At 70.3% G+C, this 20,498-nt stretch carries 21 protein-coding genes; 10 read left to right on the forward strand and 11 right to left on the reverse strand.

Annotated elements, in window-relative coordinates; translation table 11 throughout:
* Positions 1-30: 30 nt before the first annotated feature.
* A complete protein-coding gene (locus tag ACZ60E_RS22930; RefSeq protein ID WP_384813479.1) occupies positions 31-1,077 on the reverse strand; it encodes a glycoside hydrolase family 6 protein in 1,047 nt (348 codons plus the stop codon).
* A gap of 183 nt (positions 1,078-1,260) precedes the next feature.
* On the reverse strand, positions 1,261-2,244 hold the full coding sequence (locus ACZ60E_RS22935) for an ArsR/SmtB family transcription factor (protein ID WP_385836350.1): 984 nt from the start codon (positions 2,242-2,244) through the stop codon (positions 1,261-1,263).
* Between the two features lie 111 nt (positions 2,245-2,355).
* Between ACZ60E_RS22935 and ACZ60E_RS22940 the strand changes: the two genes are divergently transcribed.
* From ACZ60E_RS22940 to ACZ60E_RS22950, 3 genes are read left to right on the forward strand one after another with little or no spacing between them, the layout of a single operon-like run.
* On the forward strand, positions 2,356-3,708 hold the full coding sequence (locus ACZ60E_RS22940; protein WP_469442691.1) for an MFS transporter: 1,353 nt from the start codon (positions 2,356-2,358) through the stop codon (positions 3,706-3,708).
* Positions 3,709-3,717: 9 nt separating this feature from the next.
* Positions 3,718-4,227: a MarR family winged helix-turn-helix transcriptional regulator gene (locus tag ACZ60E_RS22945; protein WP_189773407.1), complete on the forward strand. Its 510-nt coding sequence runs from the start codon at positions 3,718-3,720 to the stop codon at positions 4,225-4,227.
* A gap of 45 nt (positions 4,228-4,272) precedes the next feature.
* Positions 4,273-4,611 (forward strand): DUF3817 domain-containing protein, encoded by a 339-nt coding sequence (locus ACZ60E_RS22950; RefSeq protein WP_453795111.1) that lies wholly within the window; start codon positions 4,273-4,275, stop codon positions 4,609-4,611.
* Here the strand turns inward: ACZ60E_RS22950 and ACZ60E_RS22955 are convergent.
* Positions 4,553-4,876, reverse strand: a complete 324-nt coding sequence (locus ACZ60E_RS22955) for a DUF397 domain-containing protein (protein WP_469442694.1) — start codon at positions 4,874-4,876, stop codon at positions 4,553-4,555. The two genes, ACZ60E_RS22950 and ACZ60E_RS22955, sit on opposite strands and share 59 nt — an antisense overlap.
* A 38-nt stretch (positions 4,877-4,914) precedes the next feature.
* Between ACZ60E_RS22955 and ACZ60E_RS22960 the strand changes: the two genes are divergently transcribed.
* Positions 4,915-5,304, forward strand: a complete 390-nt coding sequence (locus ACZ60E_RS22960) for a GNAT family N-acetyltransferase (RefSeq protein ID WP_469442749.1) — start codon at positions 4,915-4,917, stop codon at positions 5,302-5,304.
* On the opposite strand, the gene ACZ60E_RS22965 is transcribed toward ACZ60E_RS22960, so the two are convergent.
* Together ACZ60E_RS22965 and ACZ60E_RS22970 are read right to left on the reverse strand one after the other, a co-directional pair.
* Positions 5,261-5,563 carry a DUF397 domain-containing protein gene (locus ACZ60E_RS22965; RefSeq protein ID WP_469442696.1) on the reverse strand — a complete coding sequence of 101 codons (303 nt, stop codon included), beginning with the start codon at positions 5,561-5,563 and terminating at the stop codon, positions 5,261-5,263. The genes ACZ60E_RS22960 and ACZ60E_RS22965 overlap by 44 nt on opposite strands.
* Positions 5,467-6,309: a DUF5753 domain-containing protein gene (locus ACZ60E_RS22970; RefSeq protein WP_469442698.1), complete on the reverse strand. Its 843-nt coding sequence runs from the start codon at positions 6,307-6,309 to the stop codon at positions 5,467-5,469. Before ACZ60E_RS22970 ends, ACZ60E_RS22965 begins: the two co-directional genes overlap by 97 nt.
* 186 nt (positions 6,310-6,495) lie before the next feature.
* Here ACZ60E_RS22970 and ACZ60E_RS22975 point away from each other — a divergent pair, with 186 nt between their 5' ends.
* Entirely contained in the window at positions 6,496-6,891 is a 396-nt protein-coding gene (locus ACZ60E_RS22975) for an ATP-binding protein (RefSeq protein WP_469442700.1), read from the forward strand.
* Positions 6,892-6,925: 34 nt separating this feature from the next.
* Here the strand turns inward: ACZ60E_RS22975 and ACZ60E_RS22980 are convergent, their stop codons facing one another.
* Positions 6,926-7,558: a TetR/AcrR family transcriptional regulator gene (locus ACZ60E_RS22980; RefSeq protein ID WP_384813511.1), complete on the reverse strand. Its 633-nt coding sequence runs from the start codon at positions 7,556-7,558 to the stop codon at positions 6,926-6,928.
* A gap of 227 nt (positions 7,559-7,785) precedes the next feature.
* Between ACZ60E_RS22980 and ACZ60E_RS22985 the strand changes: the two genes are divergently transcribed.
* From ACZ60E_RS22985 to ACZ60E_RS23000, 4 genes are all read left to right on the forward strand, one after another.
* Positions 7,786-8,775 carry a tetratricopeptide repeat protein gene (locus ACZ60E_RS22985; RefSeq protein WP_469442703.1) on the forward strand — a complete coding sequence of 330 codons (990 nt, stop codon included), beginning with the start codon at positions 7,786-7,788 and terminating at the stop codon, positions 8,773-8,775.
* A gap of 620 nt (positions 8,776-9,395) precedes the next feature.
* Positions 9,396-10,028 carry a DUF6230 family protein gene (locus tag ACZ60E_RS22990; RefSeq protein WP_384813516.1) on the forward strand — a complete coding sequence of 211 codons (633 nt, stop codon included), beginning with the start codon at positions 9,396-9,398 and terminating at the stop codon, positions 10,026-10,028.
* 141 nt (positions 10,029-10,169) lie between these two features.
* Positions 10,170-10,721 carry a DUF6114 domain-containing protein gene (locus ACZ60E_RS22995; RefSeq protein WP_384813518.1) on the forward strand — a complete coding sequence of 184 codons (552 nt, stop codon included), beginning with the start codon at positions 10,170-10,172 and terminating at the stop codon, positions 10,719-10,721.
* Positions 10,711-12,027 carry a hypothetical protein gene (locus ACZ60E_RS23000; RefSeq protein ID WP_384813521.1) on the forward strand — a complete coding sequence of 439 codons (1,317 nt, stop codon included), beginning with the start codon at positions 10,711-10,713 and terminating at the stop codon, positions 12,025-12,027. The genes ACZ60E_RS22995 and ACZ60E_RS23000 overlap by 11 nt, the downstream gene beginning before the upstream one ends.
* 89 nt (positions 12,028-12,116) lie before the next feature.
* Here ACZ60E_RS23000 and pyk read toward each other — a convergent pair whose 3' ends face one another.
* From pyk to pta, 3 genes are all read right to left on the reverse strand, one after another.
* Positions 12,117-13,535, reverse strand: a complete 1,419-nt coding sequence (gene pyk, locus ACZ60E_RS23005) for a pyruvate kinase (protein ID WP_107021248.1) — start codon at positions 13,533-13,535, stop codon at positions 12,117-12,119.
* Positions 13,536-13,680: 145 nt separating this feature from the next.
* The gene (locus ACZ60E_RS23010) at positions 13,681-14,913 is read right to left on the reverse strand and encodes an acetate kinase (protein ID WP_469442707.1); all 1,233 of its coding nucleotides are present in this window, start codon (positions 14,911-14,913) and stop codon (positions 13,681-13,683) included.
* The gene (gene pta / locus ACZ60E_RS23015; protein ID WP_469442710.1) at positions 14,910-17,060 is read right to left on the reverse strand and encodes a phosphate acetyltransferase; all 2,151 of its coding nucleotides are present in this window, start codon (positions 17,058-17,060) and stop codon (positions 14,910-14,912) included. The genes ACZ60E_RS23010 and pta overlap by 4 nt, the downstream gene beginning before the upstream one ends.
* Before the next feature lie 296 nt (positions 17,061-17,356).
* On the opposite strand from pta, the gene ACZ60E_RS23020 reads away from it, so the two are divergent.
* Positions 17,357-18,382 (forward strand): ATP-dependent 6-phosphofructokinase, encoded by a 1,026-nt coding sequence (locus ACZ60E_RS23020; protein ID WP_189773386.1) that lies wholly within the window; start codon positions 17,357-17,359, stop codon positions 18,380-18,382.
* Between the two features lie 13 nt (positions 18,383-18,395).
* Here the strand turns inward: ACZ60E_RS23020 and ACZ60E_RS23025 are convergent, their stop codons facing one another.
* Positions 18,396-19,124: a helix-turn-helix transcriptional regulator gene (locus ACZ60E_RS23025; protein ID WP_469442712.1), complete on the reverse strand. Its 729-nt coding sequence runs from the start codon at positions 19,122-19,124 to the stop codon at positions 18,396-18,398.
* 401 nt (positions 19,125-19,525) lie between these two features.
* Positions 19,526-20,317 (reverse strand): hypothetical protein, encoded by a 792-nt coding sequence (locus tag ACZ60E_RS23030; RefSeq protein WP_469442714.1) that lies wholly within the window; start codon positions 20,315-20,317, stop codon positions 19,526-19,528.
* Positions 20,318-20,498 lie beyond the last annotated feature (181 nt).

Here is a 20,498-nt window from a genome sequence, read left to right on the forward strand (position 1 = left end):
CCGAAGGGCTGCCCGCGGCGTCCGGGCGACCTACTGGGGCTTGGAGTTGCGGGCCAGGCCCAGCGCGTAGTCCGCCCACCACTGACCGGCCGCGGGGCCTCCGCGGCACTGTCCGTCCGACTCGCCGGGACGCTTGATCCACAGGTACGCGTCCACGACCGGGTCGCCGGTGTCGGTGGTGGGCGGCGTGCCGAGCGCCCGGCCCGGCGGATTGCACCAGGCCTGCGCACGGTCGCCCCGCAGCGGGCCGTTGCCGTTGCGGCTGGTGTCCACCACGAAGTGCTTGCCGCCGAGGGCCTCCGAGAGGCGGCGGCCGTACTCCTTGGTGATCCCGTCCGTCTGGAAGTTGGAGACGTTCAGGGCGAAGCCGTCGGCGTTCGCGACCCCGGCCCGGCCGAGGGGTTCGACGAGTTTCTGCGGCTCCTCGATCCAGTCCGGGTTGCCCGCGTCCAGGTACACCTTCGTGTTCGGCTGGGCCTTCAGCCGCACGATCGCCTCGGAGAGCAACTGCTCGCGCTGCGCGTGGTACTCGCCCGGTGTGCAGCCGTCCACGATGTGCGCGACCGCGTCGGGCTCCAGGACGACCAGCGCGGGACTGTCGCCCAGGGCCCCCGCGAACCGGTCGATCCAGTCCCGGTAGGCCGCCGCGTCCTGCGCCCCGCCCGCCGAGTGCTGACCGCAGTCGCGGTGCGGGATGTCGTACGCGACGAACACGGGTGTACGGCCGTCGCCGGCCGCCGCCGCGGTCGCCTCCCTGATCCTCGGCTCGGGGTGGTCGCCGGCCGGCCACAGCGCCGCGGGCCGGTCCGCGATGCGCTTGAGCAGCTTCGCGTCGTTCCCCCGGCCCTGCCGCTCCCACGCACGGGCCTGCCGTGCGGCGGGGCTCTGCGGGTCGATCCAGAACGGGGAGCCGGCGGCGGGGTTCGCCGCGCGGGTCTCCTGGACGGCGGCGGCCGGGCCGCCCTCGGACGGGGACGAGCAGCCCGTCACGAGTCCCAGCGCGGCGGTCGCGGCGGACGCGACGAGCACGGCGCGCGCCGCGCGGGTACGGGTTCGGGTACGGGTCGGCCGGTACATCCTGCCCCCTTGGGCGAAGGTGACCGTCAGTGACGGTTTTCCGGCCATCGTGACATAACGGTCCTATCGGTCAGGGGTGCGACACCGTGAGGCGGCTACACCGGGAGGCCCCGACAGCGCGGGGCTGCTGCGGCGCGGGGCTGTGACAGTGCGGGGCCGCGAGCCCCCGGCCCTGTCGGCCCGTCAGGCGCCGCCCGAGGCCAGCGCGATGCCGAGCGGTGTCCTCTCGTACAGCACCTGGTGCCCGTACCGGTGCGCGACGAGCAGACCCGCGTCCCGCAGCGTCGACAGATGCGCGGAGACGGACGAGGGCGCGAGGCCGAGACGGTGTGCGAGGGCCGTGGTGGCGGCGGGTTCCGCGAGCGCGGCCAGTACGGCGGCCCGGCCCCGGCCCAGCAGCCGTACGAGGGCCTCGGGCGTACGGTCGGACGGCTCGGCCCACAGGCCCCCGATGCCGCGCGCCGGATAGACCAGAGCGGGCTGCCAGGGCGGGTCGAAGCCGCTCACCACGTCCGGCCAGGTGAAGACGCTGGGCATCAGCACCAGCCCCTGGCCGCCCAGTTCGCGTACGTGCTCGCCCCGCGAGTCGACCGTGAGCCTGCCCGCGTCCCAGGCGACCCGCCGGTCCAGTTCGGGCAGCAGCCCGGCGAGGCCCACCTCGGCGAGGCGGCGGGAGTGGAAGGCGATGTCGGCCTCCAGGAGGGCCCGGAGCCTCGGCCAGGCGGGTTCCACGAGGGCGTGCCAGGCCGCCTCCGTCGTGTCCGCCAGCTCCCGTACCGCACGGGCGGGGTCGGCGAGCATCGCCCGGCCGGCCGGGGACTCGGTGGCGCCCGGGGTGTCCGCGAGGGAGATCGCGAGTTCGGTCCGCGCCAGCTCGGGGTCCGTGGCGCGCACGGCGGCGATCTCCTCCTCGAACGTGGCCGCCGGCCCGATCGGAGGGGGCATCAGACAGTCCGGGCTGTTCCCGCGCTGCGGCATCAGCAGCCACAGCGGCTCCAGGTCCAGCTCGGCCGCCGCCGAGCGGATGCGGCGCAGCCAGGCGGGGTGGTAGCCCTGCCGCTCGGGGCGCCGCAGGGTGCGTACCGCCTCGTGCGTCTCCCACAGGGGCGACAGCGCGAACCGGCAGTTGAGGAAGTCGTCCTCCCCGAAGTGGAGGTGGTACGGCATCACGCCTCCCGGGAGGTTCGGCTCGAAGATTCAGCCCGAAGATCGAGTCCGAAGATTCGGCCTGGGCCGAAACTCTATGGTGCCCGGCGCGGTCACGCGACGCTGCACCCCATGCCAGAAGAAACACAGACCGCGACGGCGGCCCCCGAACCCTCCGTCGACACGCGGGGGAGCGGGTACGGCCGGGCCTTCGCCGTCCGGGAGTTCAGGGTCGTCTTCGCCGCGCACGCCCTGTCCCTGCTGGGCGTCGTCGTCAGCGAGATCGCCCTGACCGTCCTCGTGTACGAGCTGACGGGATCGCCGCTGCTCAGCGCACTGGCCTTCGCGCTGGGCTTCCTGCCGTACCTCGTGGGCGGGACGCTGCTGTCCGGAGTGGCCGACCGGTTCCCGGCCCGCCGGGTGCTCGTCGTGTGCGACCTCGTGTGCGCCGGATGCGCGGCGCTGATGGCCCTGCCCGCCACCCCCGTCGTCGCCCTGCTCGCCCTGCGGTGCGCCATCGCCGCCGTCTCCCCGGTGTTCAGCGGCACCCGGATGGCCACGCTGGCGGAGATCCTCGGGGACGGCGACCTGTTCGTGCTCGGCCGCTCCCTGCTGCGGATCGTGTCGCAGAGCGCCGTGCTCGTGGGCTTCGGCCTGGGCGGCATCCTGCTGACGTTCGTGTCCCCGCGCGGGGCCCTGGGCATCACGTTCGGCACCTTCCTCGCCTCCGCGCTGCTGCTGCGCGTCGGCACCCGGCGCAGGCCCGCGCGGACCGGCGCCGGACCGCTGATGCGGTACTCGCTCGCGGGCACCCGGCAGGTCCTGGCCGACCGCCGCATCCGGGCGCTGCTCCTGCTGCTCTGGGTGCCGCCGATGTTCGTCGTCGCGCCGGAGGCACTGGCCGCCGCGTACGCCGACGAGATCGGGGTGGGCACGGCCTGGATCGGCCTGCTGATGTGCGCGATGCCGATCGGCACGATCGCGGGGGAGCTGTACGCGGGCTCCGCCCTCTCCCCGGCGACCCGCTCCCGGATCGTGCTGCCCCTCGCCGGCTGCGGCCTGCTGCCGCTCCTCGCCTACCCCTTCCACCCGGACCTCGGCTGGATCCTGCTCGCGCTGCTGGTCGCCGGGTCGACGGGCGCGTACACGCTGGGGCTCGACCGCTGGTTCGTGGACGCCGTGCCGGAGGAACTGCGCGGCCGGGCGATGACCGTGCACACGGCCGGGCTCATGACCATCCAGGGCGTGGGCATGGCGCTGGCCGGGACGGCGGCCGAGTTCTGGCCGGTCAGCACGGTGGTGGGCGGGGTCGGCGTGCTCGGGACGGTGTGCTGTCTGCTCCTGGCGGCGGAGGTGCGGCGCACGGGAAAGCGGGGGGCGAGGCCGCCCGGAAGGGGTGAAGGCGAAGGGCGGGGAAGAAGGGTGCGGAAGCGGGCGAATACCGAAAGGCGAGACGGGGCTGACCGCGATATGACCGGCCGGTAGGGTTTTGCCGTGCCGAAGCCGCTCAGCCTTGCCTTCGATCCCATCGCCCGAGCCGACGAACTCTGGAAACAGCGCTGGGGGTCCGTGCCGTCCATGGGCGCGATCACCTCGATCATGCGCGCGCACCAGATTCTCCTCGCCGAGGTCGACGCGGTCGTCAAGCCGTACGGACTGACGTTCGCCCGCTACGAGGCGCTGGTACTGCTCACCTTCTCCAAGGCGGGTGAGCTGCCGATGTCCAAGATCGGCGAGCGGCTGATGGTCCACCCGACGTCCGTGACGAACACGGTGGACCGGCTCGTACGGTCCGGGCTCGTCGACAAACGGCCCAACCCCAACGACGGCCGCGGCACCCTCGCCTCCATCACCGACAAGGGCCGCGAGGTCTGCGACGCGGCCACCCGCGATCTGATGGCGATGGACTTCGGGCTCGGCGCGTACGACGCCGAGGAGTGCCGGGAGATCTTCGCGATGCTGCGACCGCTGAGGGTGGCGGCGCACGACTTCGACGAGGAGTAGGGCCCGCGCGAAGATCGTGGCAAACCGGTGGTTAGGCTCGTAGCCATGAAAAAGAGCGTGCTGACCCGCTACCGCGTCATGGCCTACGTCACCGGTGTCCTGCTGGTCCTGCTGGTCCTCGGCATGATCGGCAAGTACGTGCTCGACCTGGACGGCGCCGCGGACTTCACGCGTGTCGTCAGCGTCGCGCACGGCTGGCTGTACGTCGTCTACCTGGTCTTCGCCTTCGACCTGGGCTCCAAGGCGAAGTGGCCGGTGCCGAAGCTGCTGTGGGTGCTGCTCGCGGGCACGGTCCCGACGGCCGCGTTCTTCGTGGAGCGCAAGGTCAGCCGCGAGCTGGAGTCGAAGGTCGTCGACGACCCGGCCGCGGTCGCGAAGGCCTGACCGACGAGCGGCCCGCTTTCAGCGCCTGGATGAGGTGGTCCAGCCCTGCGGGTGTGGCCGCCATGATCGTGTCGGCGGCGTCGCTCTCGCGTAGGCGGAGGACTCCGTCGGGGGTGGCGGCGAGGCATAGGCAGTCGTTGGACTCGTCGCTGCTGTACGACGATTTCTGCCAGCTGAGTTGGGGCACTTCGGGCCTCTCCGGAAGTCGTACAGGGGGTGCTGGTCGTGTGTCCCGTCGACTGGACGCTGCGTTCCGCGGTGTCATCGGACGTCGAGGTGGTCGCGGAACTGCGCGCCACGGTGATGCGTCCGGATCTGGAACGCCTTGGACGTTACGACGAGCACCGGGTGCGGCAGCGGCTGCGGGATTCCTTCTCCACGCGGCACACGTCGATCATCGAGATCGACCGCGAACTCGTGGGCTGCGTCACGGTCCGGCCCTCCGAAGGCAGGCAGTGGCTGGAGCACTTCTACCTCGCTCCCCACCAGCAGGGCCGAGGGCTCGGATCCGCCGTCCTGCGCACGGTGCTGGAGCGGACCGACGCACAGGACGCGACCGTGAGTCTGAACGTCCTGCAGGGCAGTGCCGCCCGTCGTCTCTACGAGCGCCACGGGTTCGTCGTCGAGGACCAGGATCCGATCGACGTCTTCATGGCGCGTCCGCCGGGCGGTCTGCTTTCAGCGCCCGTATGAGGTGGCCCAGGCGGGCGGGTGTGGTGGCGATTATTTCGGCGGGGGCGTCGCTCTCGCGGAGGAGGACCCCTGCGGGGGTGGCGGCGAGGTAGAGGCAGCTGTTGTTCTCATCGCCGCTGAACGAGGACTTCTGCCAGCTGAGTTGGCGCACTGAGTGCCTTTCTACAAGTCGTACAGCAGATGCTGGATCAGCATCAGGGAGCCTGGCGCCGCCGACATCTCGGGCGCGACTGTGGGGGTGATCGGAGGAAGCGCGCATTCTTTCAACTGAGCGAAGAGCGTGCGGTATTGGGACAAGTGTTCCTGCGTGTCACGGTAGATCGGCTCGCTCGGATGTTCCAGTACCACGGTGGCCAGGTCTTCGACTCGCGGTTGTGCGTACAGGAACGGGCTGGTGACGCCGGGGAAGGTGCGAGTGCGGAACGGGAAGATCTGGATGGTCACGTTCGGCAGTCTCGCCAGTTCGATCAGGTGCAGCAGCTGTCCGCGAGTGACGCTGGGGCTGCTGTAGTGCATACGCAGAGCAGCCTCGTGAATCACCGCGTGCACGGCAGGGGCGTTCTCGCCGGTGAGGAGCCTCTGGCGTGCCAGTCTGAAGGCGATGGCGTCTTCCGTGGTGGCGTGCTTGGGCCGTACGTCGCCGAACAGAGCCCGGATGTACTCCTCGGTCTGGAACAGGCCGGGGACGAGCAGAGGGTCGTAGAGGCAGAGTTCAACCGCACCGGCTTCCAGTTCCGCGAGGTTCAGCGCGTACTGATGGACCCGTCCCTGATAGGCGCTCCACCAGCCCTTGCCGCTGGACTCGGACATCGCGACCAAGGCTTCACGGTATGGGTCAGAAATGCCCCCGTAGTGCCTGCATAGCTTGTGGATCCGCTCGGTAGCGATGGCCGTTCGGCCGGCCTCGATCTTGCTCAGGAAAGGGGCCCTCATGTCTGCTGCGGCGGCTGCGTCGTTCGTGGTGATGCTGCGGTCCTCGCGCATCCTGCGCAGCTCGGCCGCCACGCGCCGTTGTCGCTCGCTGATCCTGGTCCGTAGTGCCAAGGCTGCTTCTCTCCTAGCTAGTTGAGCGTCACTCGTTCGGGGAAGCAGGTGGAAAACCTGGCCCGCTCCATCTACCGTCAGTATCGCAATGAACACACAGTGTGTGCATCCGAGTTGCGAATCTTCCCTGGGACGGACGGAGACCTCATGAGCCACGCGGACGACTGGGAGTACAGCATCAACCTCCCCCACAACCCCCTCGCCGTCGGCGTCGCACGCGGTGCCCTGCGGTTGATGCTCCGTGCGCACGGGCTCGGTGAACTCGTCGTCACGGCAGAGCTGTTGGTCTCCGAGCTGGTCACCAACGCGCATGTGCACGCCCCGGGGCCGTCCTGCCTCCGGGTGAAGCGCTCGGAGAAATGGCTGCGGCTCTCGGTGTGGGACACCAGTGGTGTGCCGCCCCGCCCACGCGTGACCGGCGCGTGTGCCGAGGGCGGGCGTGGGCTGGGGATCGTGGCGGAGCTGGCCGACCAGTGGGGGCACTACTCGATGGGGCTGTCCCGTACGGGCGGAAAGCTCGTCTGGTGCGAGCTGACGAGCTGAACCGTTGCTGACGAGCTGAGCCGTTGCCGACCGGTCAGGCCGGTGAGATCGCGGTCAGCCCGCTCAGCAGGAGCTGGGTGAAGTCGCGGGCCCAGTCCGTGTCGACGGGCTTCGAGCTCACCAGGCAGCGGTGGACGACCGAGCCGGCGATCACGTCGAAGATCAGGTCGGAGCCGCGGGCCGCGGTCTCCGGGTCGCTCTCCGGCGGCAGCTCCCCCCGGGCCTGGGCGCGGGCGCGCCCTTCCAGGACGAGACGCTTCTGGCGGTCGACGATGGACGAGCGGATGCGGTCGCGCAGAACGGCGTCGCTGGTCGACTCGGCGACCACCGCCATCAGCGCGGTCTTGGTCTCCGGACGCTCCAGCAGCCCGGCGAACTGCAGGACCACGCCCTCCACGTCGGCGGCGAGGCTGCCCCGGTCGGGCAGCTCCAGCTCGTCGAAGAGCACGGCCACCGCGTCGACCACCAGCTCGTTCTTGCCCGCCCAGCGCCGGTAGAGGGTCGTTTTCGCGACACCCGCGCGGGTGGCCACGTCGCCCAGTGTCAGCCCCGACCAGCCCAGTTCCACGAGAGCCTCACGCGTCGCCGCCAGGATCGCCTCGTCGGCCTCGGCGCTGCGCGGACGTCCCGTACGGCCCGTACGGGGTGCGGAACTGCGACTTTGCATGTCGGCGACCATATCCGGGCGTTCCGCCGAGGGGGATCCTGTGGACGGGTGAGGGAGATCACCGGAACGGGCTTCCCCCGGCCGTACCGGGACAGTTACGCTACGGGCCGTAGCGAAAGCGCGACGACCACGCGGCGCCGAGTGGGGACCCGGCGTCAGAAACACGCATCAGGACTGGCTTTCACAGCGCTTTTCACACAGGCGCGCGGAGGGGGGAGGATAGACGCATGCAGCCACGGAACATGTCCATGAGCGGAGTCGTCGACCTCGCCGCGGTGAAAGCGGCCCAGGAGGCCAAGGCGAAGGCGGAGCAGGCGCGCGCCGAAGCGGTACGACAGGGGGGCGGGGCCGTTCCCGCCGTGTCCGCGTCGAGTCTCGTCATCGACGTCGACGAGGCGGGTTTTGAGCGGGACGTCCTGCAGCGCTCCACCGAGGTGCCGGTCGTCATCGACTTCTGGGCCGAGTGGTGCGAGCCGTGCAAGCAGCTCAGTCCGCTCCTTGAGCGGCTCACCGTCGAGTACAACGGCCGGTTCGTCCTCGCCAAGATCGACGTCGACGCCAATCAGATGCTGATGCAGCAGTTCGGGATCCAGGGCATCCCGGCCGTCTTCGCGGTGGTGGCCGGCCAGGCCCTGCCGCTGTTCCAGGGCGCCGCTCCCGAGGCGCAGATCCGGGGCACCCTGGACCAGCTCGTCCAGGTCGCCGAGGAGCGGTTCGGGCTCACGGGCGTGACCGTGGACCAGAGTGCGGACAGTGCCGGACAGGACGGGGCCGCCGCGGCCCCCGAGGTTCCGGTCGGCCCGTACGACGCGCTGCTCGAAGCCGCCGTGCAGGCGCTGGACGCGGGAGACCTGGGCGGCGCGGTCCAGGCGTACCGGAACGTGCTGAGCGACGACCCGGGGAACACGGAGGCCAAGCTGGGCCTCGCGCAGGCCGAGTTGCTCCAGCGGGTGCAGGGCGCGGACCCCCAGCTGGTGCGCAAGGAGGCCGCGGACAAGCCCAATGACGTACCGGCGCAGATCGCCGCGGCCGACCTCGATCTGGTGGGCGGCCATGTGGAGGACGCGCTGGGGCGGCTCGTCGACACCGTGGCGCGTACGGCGGGCGACGACCGCGAGGCGGCGCGCGTACGGCTGCTGGAGCTGTTCGAGGTCGTCGGCGGCGACGATCCGCGTGTGACGGCCGCGCGCAGGGCGCTGGCGCGCGCTCTGTTCTGACCAGTCGCTAAACGCCGCGACCCGTGATGCCCGGGTGAAGGATTTGCCGACACGGCTACATAGTGGCCGCGTTTTACCAAAACTTGGTAAACGCGGCCGCTGTTACTGGGAGTAAGCCCAGGGCGGTGATCTGTCGGATTCCGTCCAATCTTCGATCACTTTGTCACCTCCTTCGGGGCCACCCTCGGTGGTCGGTCGACACCGACGGGTCGTTGTTCGGTTATCCGGCCGTTACTAGCCAGTAACGAACCCCCTTGTGCGGGCGGCGAGAATGCACCACGATCGGCGACGCTCGGTCCATTACCCTCCCCCGACAGCCACTCGGGTCAGCGGGTTTTCTTGGGTCCCCACCGAGTAGGGGCGGCGGCAGTGGCGCCGGTCCTTGGACAGGGGGGTCTTCGCCGTTCGGCGGAGCCTGTCCGGCAGGTTGTGCGTGAAGTGTTCAGGCGCGACCAGTGGTTGTCGCTCGGGGGTGATCGCCGGTGATTCGGGTGCGTTGCGCGCCTCCGGGTTCGGGCGCTCTCCTTCCCGAGGACGTAGCACTTCTCCCATCCCTGCCCGGCTGAGTCGCTGTCTGGCGACGGCCAGGGCCGGAGATGTACGTCCGAGAAGGAGGAAATATGGAGTCCCAGGTGCGTGGCGGGACCAGATGGAAGCGGTTCGCCGTCGTCATGGTGCCCAGCGTGGCTGCCACGGCGTGCATAGGCATCGCCCTTGCACAAGGCGCTCTCGCCGCGTCGTTCAGCGTGTCGGGTCAGTCGTTCAAGGTGACGGCTGACGAATTGGTCGGTACCGGCTTCTCGCAGTACGGAGCCATCGACCAGGGGTACACGCTCAAGGGCGACAAGACGGCGCACCCGGTCGCGGTGTCGGCGTTCAAGTCCGCCTCGATCACGAACATGTGCCAGTCCGTGGTCACCCCGGACATCCCGCTGCTCGGGTCGGTCAGCCTGACCCTCAAGGCGGGCGGCGGCAGCAAGCCCGTAGAGGCCGAGAACCTCTACATCGACGTCGAGGACCTCTCGGCCAACGCGACCTTCACCAACATCGACATCGGTGTTGCGGCCAAGGACGCGAGCAAGGGTCCGGGAATCGCCAAGGGTGACCAGGCGAACCCCTACGGCTTCGCGCAGCAGGCCGAGAAGGCCGTGCTGACCGACGTGAAGCAGACGGCGTGGGCGACCACCGCCGGCACCTTCAAGCTCAGCGGTCTGAAGATGTCGCTGTCCAAGGGTGTCAAGGAGTGCTACTAAGCACTCCCTGGGCGGGTGAGGGAGCCTGTGCTGCCTCGCCCGCCCGTCCCCTGCTCAGTTCTCCTGAGTAGTACCTTGCTCACTCATTCTGAGCAGTACGTGAACCTCTCACAGCAACGCCGTTCCAGGGAGCTGTTTTCCATGAGCGCCGAGACTCCTGCAGGGAATCCTGCCGCGCGCGGTCAATTCGACTACTGGCGGCTGCGGTTCCGTGTCTGGCGTGGTGGCCGCCCGTTCTGGGCCGGCCTGTTCATCCTGCTCGCCGGATTCCCGATCGCGTACTTCCCGTATGCGAACCTTCAGATCGGGCATCTCACGCTGGCCATGGCGACGACCGCGGGTGCCGGTTCGCTCATCATCGGAGTACTCCTGGGCGTTCTCGGAATCAGCCTCTGGTACCAGAAGCACGTGCGGGTCTTCGCCGGTGTCGCGGCGATCCTGCTGGGACTGGTCTCCATCCCCGTGTCGAACCTCGGCGGCTTCCTGATCGGCTTCCTGCTGGCCCTGGTGGGCGGCGGGATGGCGGTCGCGTGGGTGCCCGGCGACGAGACGGCGGGAGCCCGGACCGGGACGGACCGTACGGACAAGGGAGGCGTTCCGCAGGCCGCGCCGGCCGACGGGGCGAGCGGGCCGAACGATCTGTCAGGAACGAGCCCCAACGACGGGGCGAACGGGAGGCACAGTGCCGGCTGACGAGGTCCACTACGCGGACTCCGCGGGCGAGTCCCGTGCGAGAACCGGGCCGCGGCACGCAGCCCCCAGGAAGCCGCTGTTCACCAGGCTGCACGTGCCCGCGGGCAAGGCGATAGCCATAGCGTCGATGCCGACCGCGATCCTCATGGGCATGGGGTTCACACCGACCCTCGCCCAGGCCGACGACAAGCCGTCGGCGAAGAACCTCACGATCGACGAGTACAAGGACTGTGTCGAGGCGCTGGACGACAGCGCCAAGGACGACAAGGCCGACGAGGAGAAGGACACGACGGCCACCCCGTCGCCCTCCGCCTCGACGAGCGCTCCCGCCGACGACGAGGACTCCTCGGACGACGACTCCGCGGGCGACGGTTCGACGGGCGACGGCTCTTCCTCGGATTCAGGTTCCGAGGACAAGCCCGACCCCACGCCGTCCGCCTCGACGAGCAAGCCGGCCGAGTCCGGGGGCGGCGCGTCCACACCGACGCCCACCCCCTCGCAGAGCAGCGGCAACGTCCTGGACGAGATCGGCGACGCGCTTGAGGACATCCTCACGCCCGGCGGGAAGGACACCGCGACCCCCACCGCGGAGCCGTCCGCCACGCCCAGCCCTTCGGCCACGAAGGGCGCGTCCGACGCGGTCGACGACGTCGAGGACACCGTCAAGGACACGGCCGGCAAGGCCGAGGACACGGTCAAGGACGTGACCGACAAGGCGTCCGAGGCCGCGAAGGACGCCAAGGACGAGGCGGAGGACGCGGCCGACGAGGCCACCGCCTCCCCGACGCCCAGCCCGTCCGCGAGCTCCACCACGGACCCCGACGACTGCCCGGCCGCCACGGACGACGAGAGCGGTGTCGAGCAGGGCATCCCCGCCCTCGCCGACGACCCGTGGATGCTGGAGGCCAGTTCCCTGACCCTCAAGGGCGCCGACTACCAGGGCATCGTCAAGGTGAAGACCGCCAACGGCTCGGTCAAGAAGGTCCTGAAGTACGTGATCTCCAACGGCACCGACATCGGCGACCTGCACCAGACGGTCGACGACAAGGACGCCGGAGTGCGCTACCACGTCCAGGCGGGCAGCGGCACGACGTCCACCATCAAGGACGGCAAGACGGTCATGTACACGGAGAGCATCTCCGGGAACCTGCTCGGGCTGATCCCGATCACGTTCGACCCGGAGAACCCTCCACCGCTGAACATCCCGCTGATCTACTTCACAAAGGTGAAGGTCGTCCAGGCCGCCCAGTTCGGCGGAGACCTGACGATCCCCGGAATGAGGCAGTACAACACCCCACTCGGCTAGACCCCGGGACGCGGTAGGCGGAACGGCAGAACGCACCGAGGGCGCCCCCTGTGAACCAGGGAGCGCCCTCAGCCGTGTACGGGAAGCGGTCAGCCGCCCAGGTGGTGGACTCGGACCATGTTCGTGGTGCCCGTGACGCCGGGGGGCGAGCCGGCGGTCATCACGACGATGTCGCCTTCGCTGAAGCTCTTGAGCTTGCGCAGTTCGCTGTCGACCAGTTCGACCATCTCGTCGGTGCTGTGCACGAACGGCACGACGTGCGACTCGACGCCCCAGCTCAGCGAGAGCTGGTTGCGGGTGCCCTCGTCCGTGGTGAACGCCTGGATCGGCTGGGCCGCGCGGTAGCGGGACAGACGGCGGGCGGTGTCACCGGACTTGGTGAACGCCACCAGGCCCTTGCCGCCCAGGAAGTCCGCGATCTCGCACGCGGCACGGGCCACCGAACCACCCTGCGTACGGGGCTTCTTGCCCGGCACGAGCGGCTGCAGACCCTTGGAGAGCAGCTCCTCCTCGGCCGCGACGACGATCTTCGACATCGTCTTCACGGTCTCGATCGGGTACGCGCCGACGCTGGACTCGGCCGACAGCATGACCGCGTCCGCCCCGTCCAGGATCGCGTTGGCGACGTCGGACGCCTCGGCGCGCGTCGGGCGGGAGTTGGTGATCATCGACTCCATCATCTGGGTCGCGACGATCACCGGCTTGGCGTTGCGCCGGCACAGCTCCACGAGGCGCTTCTGCACCATCGGGACCCGCTCCAGCGGGTACTCGACGGCCAGGTCGCCACGGGCCACCATGACACCGTCGAAGGCCGCGACGACGGCCTCCATGTTCTCCACCGCCTGGGGCTTCTCCACCTTGGCGATGACGGGGACCCGGCGGCCCTCCTCGTCCATGATCTTGTGGACGTCGTTCACGTCGTGGGCGTCGCGCACGAAGGACAGCGCGACCAGGTCGCAGCCCATCTGCAGGGCGAAGCGCAGGTCGTCGACGTCCTTCTCGGACAGCGCCGGCACGTTCACGGCCGTACCGGGCAGGTTGATGCCCTTGTGGTCCGAGATGACGCCGCCCTCGATGACGATCGTCTTCACGTTCGGGCCGTCGACCTCGACGACCCGCAGCTCGACGTTGCCGTCGTTGATCAGGACCTGGTCGCCCTTGGAGACATCGCCCGGCAGACCCTTGTAGGTGGTGCCGCAGATCGACTTGTCGCCCGGGACGTCCTCGGTCGTGATGGTGAACTCGTCACCGCGCTCCAGCTCGACGGGGCCCTCGGCGAAGGTCTCCAGCCGGATCTTCGGGCCCTGGAGGTCGGCCAGGACGCCGATGGCGCGGCCGGTCTCCCGGGCGGCGGAGCGGACCCGCTCGTAGCGGCCCTGGTGCTCGGCGTGGGAGCCGTGGCTGAAGTTGAAACGGGCCACGTTCATGCCGGCCTCGATCAGCGAGACGAGCTGTTCGTGGGAGTCGACGGCGGGACCGAGTGTGCAGACGATTTTGGAACGGCGCATGGGGGCGATCCTATCGGTTTGTTTCGCTTCGGAATATTCCGTCTGGTGGAAGATACAAATGGGCGGGTGCGCGCTCAGGCGTGGACCTGACCGGCTGTTTTCCCGTCGTTCTCCCGGCAGACTTTTTAATGTTTTCGAGGCTTTTTCAGGCGGCCCCGGCGGTCCCGTCCGCCACGAGCGCGTACGTCTGGTGCGCGATCTCCAGTTCCTCGTCGGTCGGCACGACGGCCACCGCGACCCGCGCGCCCTCGGGCGAGATCAGCCGCGCCTCGCCGGACCGTACGGCGTTCAGGTCGCCGTCGACGGCCAGGCCCAGCGACTGGAGGCCAGCGATCGCGGCCTCGCGCACCGGGGCCGCGTTCTCCCCGACGCCGGCCGTGAAGACGACCGCGTCGACCCGGCCCAGTACCGCGTAATACGCGCCGATGTACTTCTTCAGTCGGTGTATGTAGATGTCGAAGGCGAGCCGCGCCGGTGCGGCGTCCTCACCGCCCTCGTCGATACGGCGGCGGATCTCCCGCATGTCGTTGTCACCGCACAGTCCGAGCAGTCCGCTCTTCTTGTTGAGCAGAGTGTCGATCTCGTCCGTGGACATTTCGCCAACGCGCATCAAATGGAAGATGACCGCGGGATCCACGTCTCCCGAGCGCGTACCCATCACGAGCCCCTCCAAAGGCGTCAGCCCCATGGACGTGTCCACGCACCGGCCGCCCTCGACCGCCGACGCCGACGCGCCGTTGCCCAGGTGCAGCACGATGACGTTCACGTCCTCGGGGGCCCGCCCGAGCAGCTCGGCGGCCTTGCGGGACACGTACGCGTGCGAGGTGCCGTGGAAGCCGTACCGGCGGATGCGGTGCTCGTCGGCCGTCCGCACGTCGATCGCGTAGCGGGCCGCGGACTCCGGCATCGTCGTGTGGAACGCCGTGTCGAAGACGGCGACCTGGGGGAGGTCCGGGCGCAGTGCCTGTGCGGTACGGATGCCGGTGAGGTTGGCCGGGTTGTGCAGCGGCGCCACCGGGATGAGGCGCTCGATCTCGGCGAGGACCGCGTCGTCGACGACGGTCGGCTGCGTGAACTGCCGGCCGCCGTGGACCACCCGGTGGCCGATCGCGGCCAGCTCGGGGGAGTCCAGGCCGAGCCCGTCGCGGGACAGCTCCCCGGCAACGGCCTTCAGCGCGGCCTCGTGGTCGGCGATCGGCCCGTCGCTCTCGCGGGTCCCGCCGCCCGTGGCCAGCGGGGAGTGCTTGAGCCGGGAGGTCTCCTCGCCGATGCGCTCGACGAGCCCCGCGGCCAGCCGGCTGCCGTCGCTCATGTCGAGCAGTTGGTACTTCACCGAGGACGAACCGGAGTTGAGGACGAGGACGCGGGTGGCACTCACTGGGCGGAAACCTTCGGGGTCGGGGGCGCGGTGGGGGTGGCGTCGGGGGCGGGGGCCTCGTGCGCCGAGGCGGCCGGGGGCTGCGCCTGCGCCTGGATCGCGGTGATGGCGACCGTGTTCACGATGTCCCCGACGAGCGCGCCCCTGGACAGGTCGTTGACCGGCTTGCGCAGACCCTGGAGGACCGGCCCGACGGCGATCGCGCCGGCCGACCGCTGCACGGCCTTGTACGTGTTGTTGCCGGTGTTGAGGTCCGGGAAGATCAGCACGGACGCCTGCCCGGCGACCTTCGACCCCGGCAGCTTGGTCGCCGCGACGGACGGCTCGACGGCCGCGTCGTACTGGATCGGTCCCTCGATGCTCAGATCGGTCCGCCGCGAGCGGACCAGCTCGGTGGCCGTACGCACCTTGTCGACGTCCGCGCCCGAGCCGGACGTGCCGGTCGAGTACGAGAGCATCGCGATCCGCGGCTCGACACCGAACTGCTCGGCCGTGGCGGCGGCCTGGATGGCGATGTCGGCCAGCTGCTCCGCGTCCGGGTCGGGGTTGACCGCGCAGTCGCCGTACACGAGGACCTTGTCGGCGAGGCACATGAAGAAGACCGAGGAGACGATCGACGCCTCCGGCTTGGTCTTGATGATCTCGAAGGCCGGGCGGATGGTGGCCGCCGTGGAGTGCACCGACCCCGAGACCATGCCGTCGGCGAGGCCCTCCTGGACCATCAGCGTGCCGAAGTAGTTCACGTCCGAGACGACGTCGTACGCCAGCTCGACGGACACGCCCTTGTGGGAACGGAGTTCGGCGTACCGCTCGGCGAACCGGTCGCGCAGTCCGGAGGTCTGCGGGTCGATCAGCTGGGCGGCGCCGAGGTCGATGCCGAGGTCGGCGGCCTTCTTGCGGATCTGGTCGACGGGACCGAGCAGGGTGAGGTCGCAGACAACGCGGCGCAGCAGCACCTCGGCGGCGTGCAGGACGCGCGGCTCGGTGCCCTCGGGCAGCACGACGCGCCGCTTGTCGGAGCGGGCCTGCTCCAGGAGCTTGTGCTCGAACATCATCGGCGTGACACGGCCGCTGCTGGGCGCCGAGACACGCTTGAGGAGGTCGCCGCTGTCCACGTACCGCTCGAAGAGGCCCAGCGCCGTCTCCGCCTTGCGGGGCGTGGCCGCGTTCAGCTTGCCTTCCATGGCGAAGAGTTCGGACGCCGTGAGGAAGGAACCCGTCTCGACCGCCACCACCGGGGTGCCGGGGGCGAGGCGGGCGGCCAGGGTGAGGACGAGGTCGCTCGGGCGCTCGTTCAGGGTGAGCACCACGCCCGCTATCGGCGGGGTGCCGGCGCTGTGCGCGGCGAGGGCGCCCACCACGAGGTCGGCGCGGTCGCCGGGGGTGACGACCATGCAGCCGGGGGTCAGCGCGCCCAGGAAGTTCGGCAGCATCGCGCCGCCGAACACGAAGTTCAGGGCGTCGCGGGCGAGCCCCGCGTCGTCGCCGAGGAGCACCTTGCCGCCGAGGGCGTGGGTGATCTGGGCGACCGTCGGCGCGGAGAGCGCGGGCTCGTCCGGCAGTACGGAGCAGGGCACGGGGAGGCGGTTGTCGAGCAGGTCGTGGATGTCCCCGCGGTCGGCGGGGGCGACCCTGTTCACCACCATCGCGAGGACGTCGCAGCCCAGGCCGTCGTAGGCGCGGAACGCGTTGCGGGTCTCCGCGAGCACCGACTCCACGGTCTGCTTGCGGCCGCCCACCACGGGGATCACGGACGCGCCGAACTCGTTCGCCAGCCGGGCGTTGAGCGCCAGCTCGTCCGGGAACTGGGTGTCGGCGTAGTCCGTACCGAGGACGAGGACCACGTCGTAGTCGCGGGCCACCGCGTGGAAACGGTCGACGAGCTGCGAGACCAGTTCGTCCGTGCCCTGGTCGGCCTGGAGCGCGGACGCCTCGTGGTAGTCCATGCCGTAGACCGTCGCCGGGTCCTGCGCGAGGCGGTAGCGGGCACGCAGCAACTCGAAGAGCCGGTCGGGTCCGTCGTGGACGAGGGGGCGGAACACCCCCACCCGGTCCACCTGGCGGGTCAGGAGCTCCATGACTCCCAGCTCGATGACCTGGCGGCCGTCACCTCGGTCGATCCCGGTCACGTACACGCTGCGCGTCACGCGTGCTCTCCGTTTCCTCCGATGTCGGTAAAAACGCAGCCGACGTCGCCGGCTGAGCCCTCTTGACAATACCTCCGGGCATGGCTAAGGCGCCCGTCAGGCCAAGGGCGGACAGGCGCTCCGGAGGGGCGGGGGAGAGGCCCGGGGGGCCTGACGGGGGCGTGAGAGGGGCGTGCCGGCTGTCGCGGGGGCGCGAAGGGTGCGGACAGCGGCCCCCTGTGGCCCATGAAACAATCGGACTGGCTCTCAGGCACCCCAGGAGACACGGCCCCACAGCGAGCAGGAGACACAGCACGATGCGTATCGGAGTTCTTACCGCAGGCGGCGACTGTCCGGGACTGAACGCCGTCATCCGGTCGGTCGTGCACCGAGCCGTCACCAACTACGACGCCGAGGTCGTCGGTTTCGAGGACGGCTACGCGGGACTGCTCGAAGGCCGCTACCGCTCCCTCGACCTGGACGCCGTCAGCGGCATCCTCGCCCGCGGCGGCACCATCCTCGGCTCCTCCCGGCTCCAGCGCGACCGCCTCCGCGAGGCCTGCGAGAACGCGCAGGACATGGCGCGCGAGTTCGGTATCGACGTCCTCATCCCGATCGGCGGCGAGGGCACGCTGACCGCGGCGCGGATGCTGTCGGACGCGGGCCTGCCCGTCGTCGGCGTCCCCAAGACGATCGACAACGACATCTCGTCGACGGACCGCACCTTCGGCTTCGACACCGCCGTCGGGGTCGCCACGGAGGCGATGGACCGCCTCAAGACGACCGCCGAGTCCCACCAGCGGGTGATGGTCGTCGAGGTCATGGGCCGCCACGCCGGCTGGATCGCCCTGGAGTCCGGCATGGCCGCCGGCGCCCACGGCATCTGCCTGCCCGAGCGCCCCTTCGACCCGGCCGACCTCATCAAGATGGTCGAGGAGCGCTTCGCACGCGGCAAGAAGTTCGCGGTCATCTGCGTGGCCGAGGGCGCGCACCCCGCCGCGGGCAGCATGGACTACGGCCACGGCGAGATCGACCAGTTCGGCCACGAGCGCTTCCAGGGCATCGGCACGGCACTGGCGTACGAGCTGGAGCGCCGCCTCGGCAAGGAGGCCAAGCCGGTCATCCTCGGCCACATCCAGCGCGGCGGCACGCCGACCGCGTACGACCGGGTCCTCGCCACGCGCTTCGGCTGGCACGCGGTGGAGGCGGCGCACCGCGGCGAGTTCGGCCGGATGACCGCGCTGCGCGGCACGGACGTCGTGATGGTCCCCCTGGCCGAGGCGGTCACAGAACTGAAGACGGTCCCGAAGGACCGCATGGACGAGGCGGAGTCGGTCTTCTAGCCGACAGCGGGCCTCACCCGTCGCTGTACCTCTCGGCGTCGTGGCGGATCGTCGACCAGAAGCGGTCGACGATCCGGTCCAGGAAGTCCCGGCCCGCGTCGTCGGCCTCGGCCGCCGCCGCGCCGCCGCCCCAGCTCAGGGTCGGCACCATCCGGCCCTGGTACTCGGTGTGCAGGGCCCGCAGCGCGTGCCCCACGATCCGGCGCTCCATCGTCAGGAGTTTGCCCACCGGGCGGACGTACGCCTGCCAGCGGGTCGTCACCGCGCCGCGCAGCATCATCGCCAGTTTCGGCTCACGGCCGGTGACCGTGACGAGGTCGGCCGGCGAGAGGTCCAGCACCTGGGCGAGCGCCGCCGACTGCCGTTCGCTGCCGCGCCATTCGTCCGCCTCCTCCATCCGTACGTACGCGAGGAGTTCGAGCCCCACGGAGCGCGCGACGTCCTCGGCGGGCAGGCCGCGTGCGATCCGGTGCTCGCGCAACGTCCTCGGTGCGCCGATGAGTTCGCCCGGCGAGCACCACAACACGCCCGCGAGGGCTATCAGTTCACCGTTGCCGGGGCTGACCAGGCCGCGCTCCCAGGCGTCGACCAGGTCGGGTGTCACATGGGGCAGTCCGAACGAGGTCCGTATCCCGTAGGCGACATGTTCGGGACCCATGCCGAGGGCGATACGCAGTTTCCGGGCGGCCGGGGCGTCGAAGGGCGGGGTGGGCTGCGGGGCCGACTGTTGGTGCACGGGCACAACGTATGGCCGCGGGGCTGCGGTGACTACGGTCTGTTCGGCCAGGCTCACAGATTGTGTGAACCTACTATTTCGGACAGTTGTCCAGTGAACGCGTGCATAGGCCGATGTGCCGGGACCGCGGCGCGAGCGAGGGCGGTCAGCGGTGGTGTCGGGCCGCCGGGCCGCCGCGGCACGCGCCATGAGCAGCGTCGGAGGGCATATGCGGGAAGCAAGCCGCAGTGGCGGAGCGTGTGCTTCCGGCGGGTGCGACGCCGGGCGGGGAATGGCGGGTGCCGCCCGTCCCGGTACCGCCTGGCGCGTGTGGTGCACGGGTGGGGGAGCGTAAACGCACGGCGCGAACCGTTCGGTGCGCCAGGCGTACGGTGTACGGCGTCCGGCGGAGGGTGCCGCCGGGGACGTCATCCTCCGCCGGAGTCGGAGTCCCGGTCCCGCACGGACAGGTGGCGCATGCCTCTGATGGCGGCGTCCACGCCGTCCCCTCGCAGGCTGGAGGAGCCGCCCGCGCCGTTGTGGGAGCTCCACCCGTCCGCGTCCAGGGTCAACTGCCCCATCCTGCTGGTGAGCTCGTCCGTCGGGCCGGCGTCTCTCGTCGACAGGTGACTCATGCGACTGGTGATGTCCTCGACGGGGTTCTGCGGCATGAACTTGTGGAACTTGCCCTCGATGATGTCGCTGTCGCCGCCGTTGACGTGCATGACCATGGCGGTGGAGCCGTGCACCGGGGTCCGCAGGATGTTCGCGATGTTCTGGGCGGGCGCGGCGTGGGCGTCCACCGGCCGGCGCCCGGCGTTGCAGACCACCAGCCGTACTTCCCTGCCACCGCCCGGACGGAAGCCTGCCCGGCGGACCTCGTTCGCCGACGCGGTGCCGTCGCCGATCTCCGAACCGTGTCCGATGATCCAGAGGATCTCGCCGGGTTTGACGCTCTTCGGGTCCGCGCTCAGGCCGTGGCGTTCCTTGAGCTTGTCCGCGAGCGTCTGGGATTCCCTGCTGCCGGTCGCGACATAGGCGCTGGCGCGCTGGACGGGCAGTGCGGCCATGGACGCCGCGGCGGCGGCGTTGCCCGCGGAGCGCTGCACCGACCGCAGGGCGTCGGCCGACGGGCGTCCGGCGGCCAGCAGGGCCGCCGACCGGTGCGCCGGTCCCGGCCGTGGGGCCCCGCGTCGCGCGTGCCCCGCGCTGTTGCCCATTTCGGCTGCTTGCGAGCGGTCGTGTCCGTGCATCACGTTCCTCTGGGTTTTCTCCGAGCCGATTGTCGGGCCGGTGGCGGCGGACGGGAAGAGGCGTCGGGGAAGAGCGAGGGGTGACGGAGGCTGCCCTTTCGGGCATCCGCCCGATGTGTGCGGCGAGCGGTCGGGGCGGGCGGTCGGG

The sequence above is a fragment of the Streptomyces sp. NPDC102514 genome, assembly GCF_055584525.1.

Excerpts from the sequence above, each read along its gene's own strand:
- ACZ60E_RS22930 (WP_384813479.1), bottom strand. The coding sequence starts at position 1,077 with ATGTACCGGCCGACCCGTACCCGAACCCGTACCCGCGCGGCGCGCGCC.
- ACZ60E_RS22935 (WP_385836350.1), bottom strand. The coding sequence starts at position 2,244 with ATGCCGTACCACCTCCACTTCGGGGAGGACGACTTCCTCAACTGCCGG.
- ACZ60E_RS22940 (WP_469442691.1), top strand. The coding sequence starts at position 2,356 with ATGCCAGAAGAAACACAGACCGCGACGGCGGCCCCCGAACCCTCCGTC.
- ACZ60E_RS22950 (WP_453795111.1), top strand. The coding sequence starts at position 4,273 with ATGAAAAAGAGCGTGCTGACCCGCTACCGCGTCATGGCCTACGTCACC.
- ACZ60E_RS22955 (WP_469442694.1), bottom strand. The coding sequence starts at position 4,876 with ATGACACCGCGGAACGCAGCGTCCAGTCGACGGGACACACGACCAGCA.
- ACZ60E_RS22960 (WP_469442749.1), top strand. The coding sequence starts at position 4,915 with ATGCGTCCGGATCTGGAACGCCTTGGACGTTACGACGAGCACCGGGTG.
- ACZ60E_RS22965 (WP_469442696.1), bottom strand. The coding sequence starts at position 5,563 with ATGCGCGCTTCCTCCGATCACCCCCACAGTCGCGCCCGAGATGTCGGC.
- ACZ60E_RS22975 (WP_469442700.1), top strand. The coding sequence starts at position 6,496 with ATGAGCCACGCGGACGACTGGGAGTACAGCATCAACCTCCCCCACAAC.
- ACZ60E_RS22980 (WP_384813511.1), bottom strand. The coding sequence starts at position 7,558 with ATGCAAAGTCGCAGTTCCGCACCCCGTACGGGCCGTACGGGACGTCCG.
- ACZ60E_RS22985 (WP_469442703.1), top strand. The coding sequence starts at position 7,786 with ATGCAGCCACGGAACATGTCCATGAGCGGAGTCGTCGACCTCGCCGCG.
- ACZ60E_RS22990 (WP_384813516.1), top strand. The coding sequence starts at position 9,396 with ATGGAGTCCCAGGTGCGTGGCGGGACCAGATGGAAGCGGTTCGCCGTC.
- ACZ60E_RS22995 (WP_384813518.1), top strand. The coding sequence starts at position 10,170 with ATGAGCGCCGAGACTCCTGCAGGGAATCCTGCCGCGCGCGGTCAATTC.
- pyk (WP_107021248.1), bottom strand. The coding sequence starts at position 13,535 with ATGCGCCGTTCCAAAATCGTCTGCACACTCGGTCCCGCCGTCGACTCC.
- ACZ60E_RS23020 (WP_189773386.1), top strand. The coding sequence starts at position 17,357 with ATGCGTATCGGAGTTCTTACCGCAGGCGGCGACTGTCCGGGACTGAAC.
- ACZ60E_RS23030 (WP_469442714.1), bottom strand. The coding sequence starts at position 20,317 with ATGGGCAACAGCGCGGGGCACGCGCGACGCGGGGCCCCACGGCCGGGA.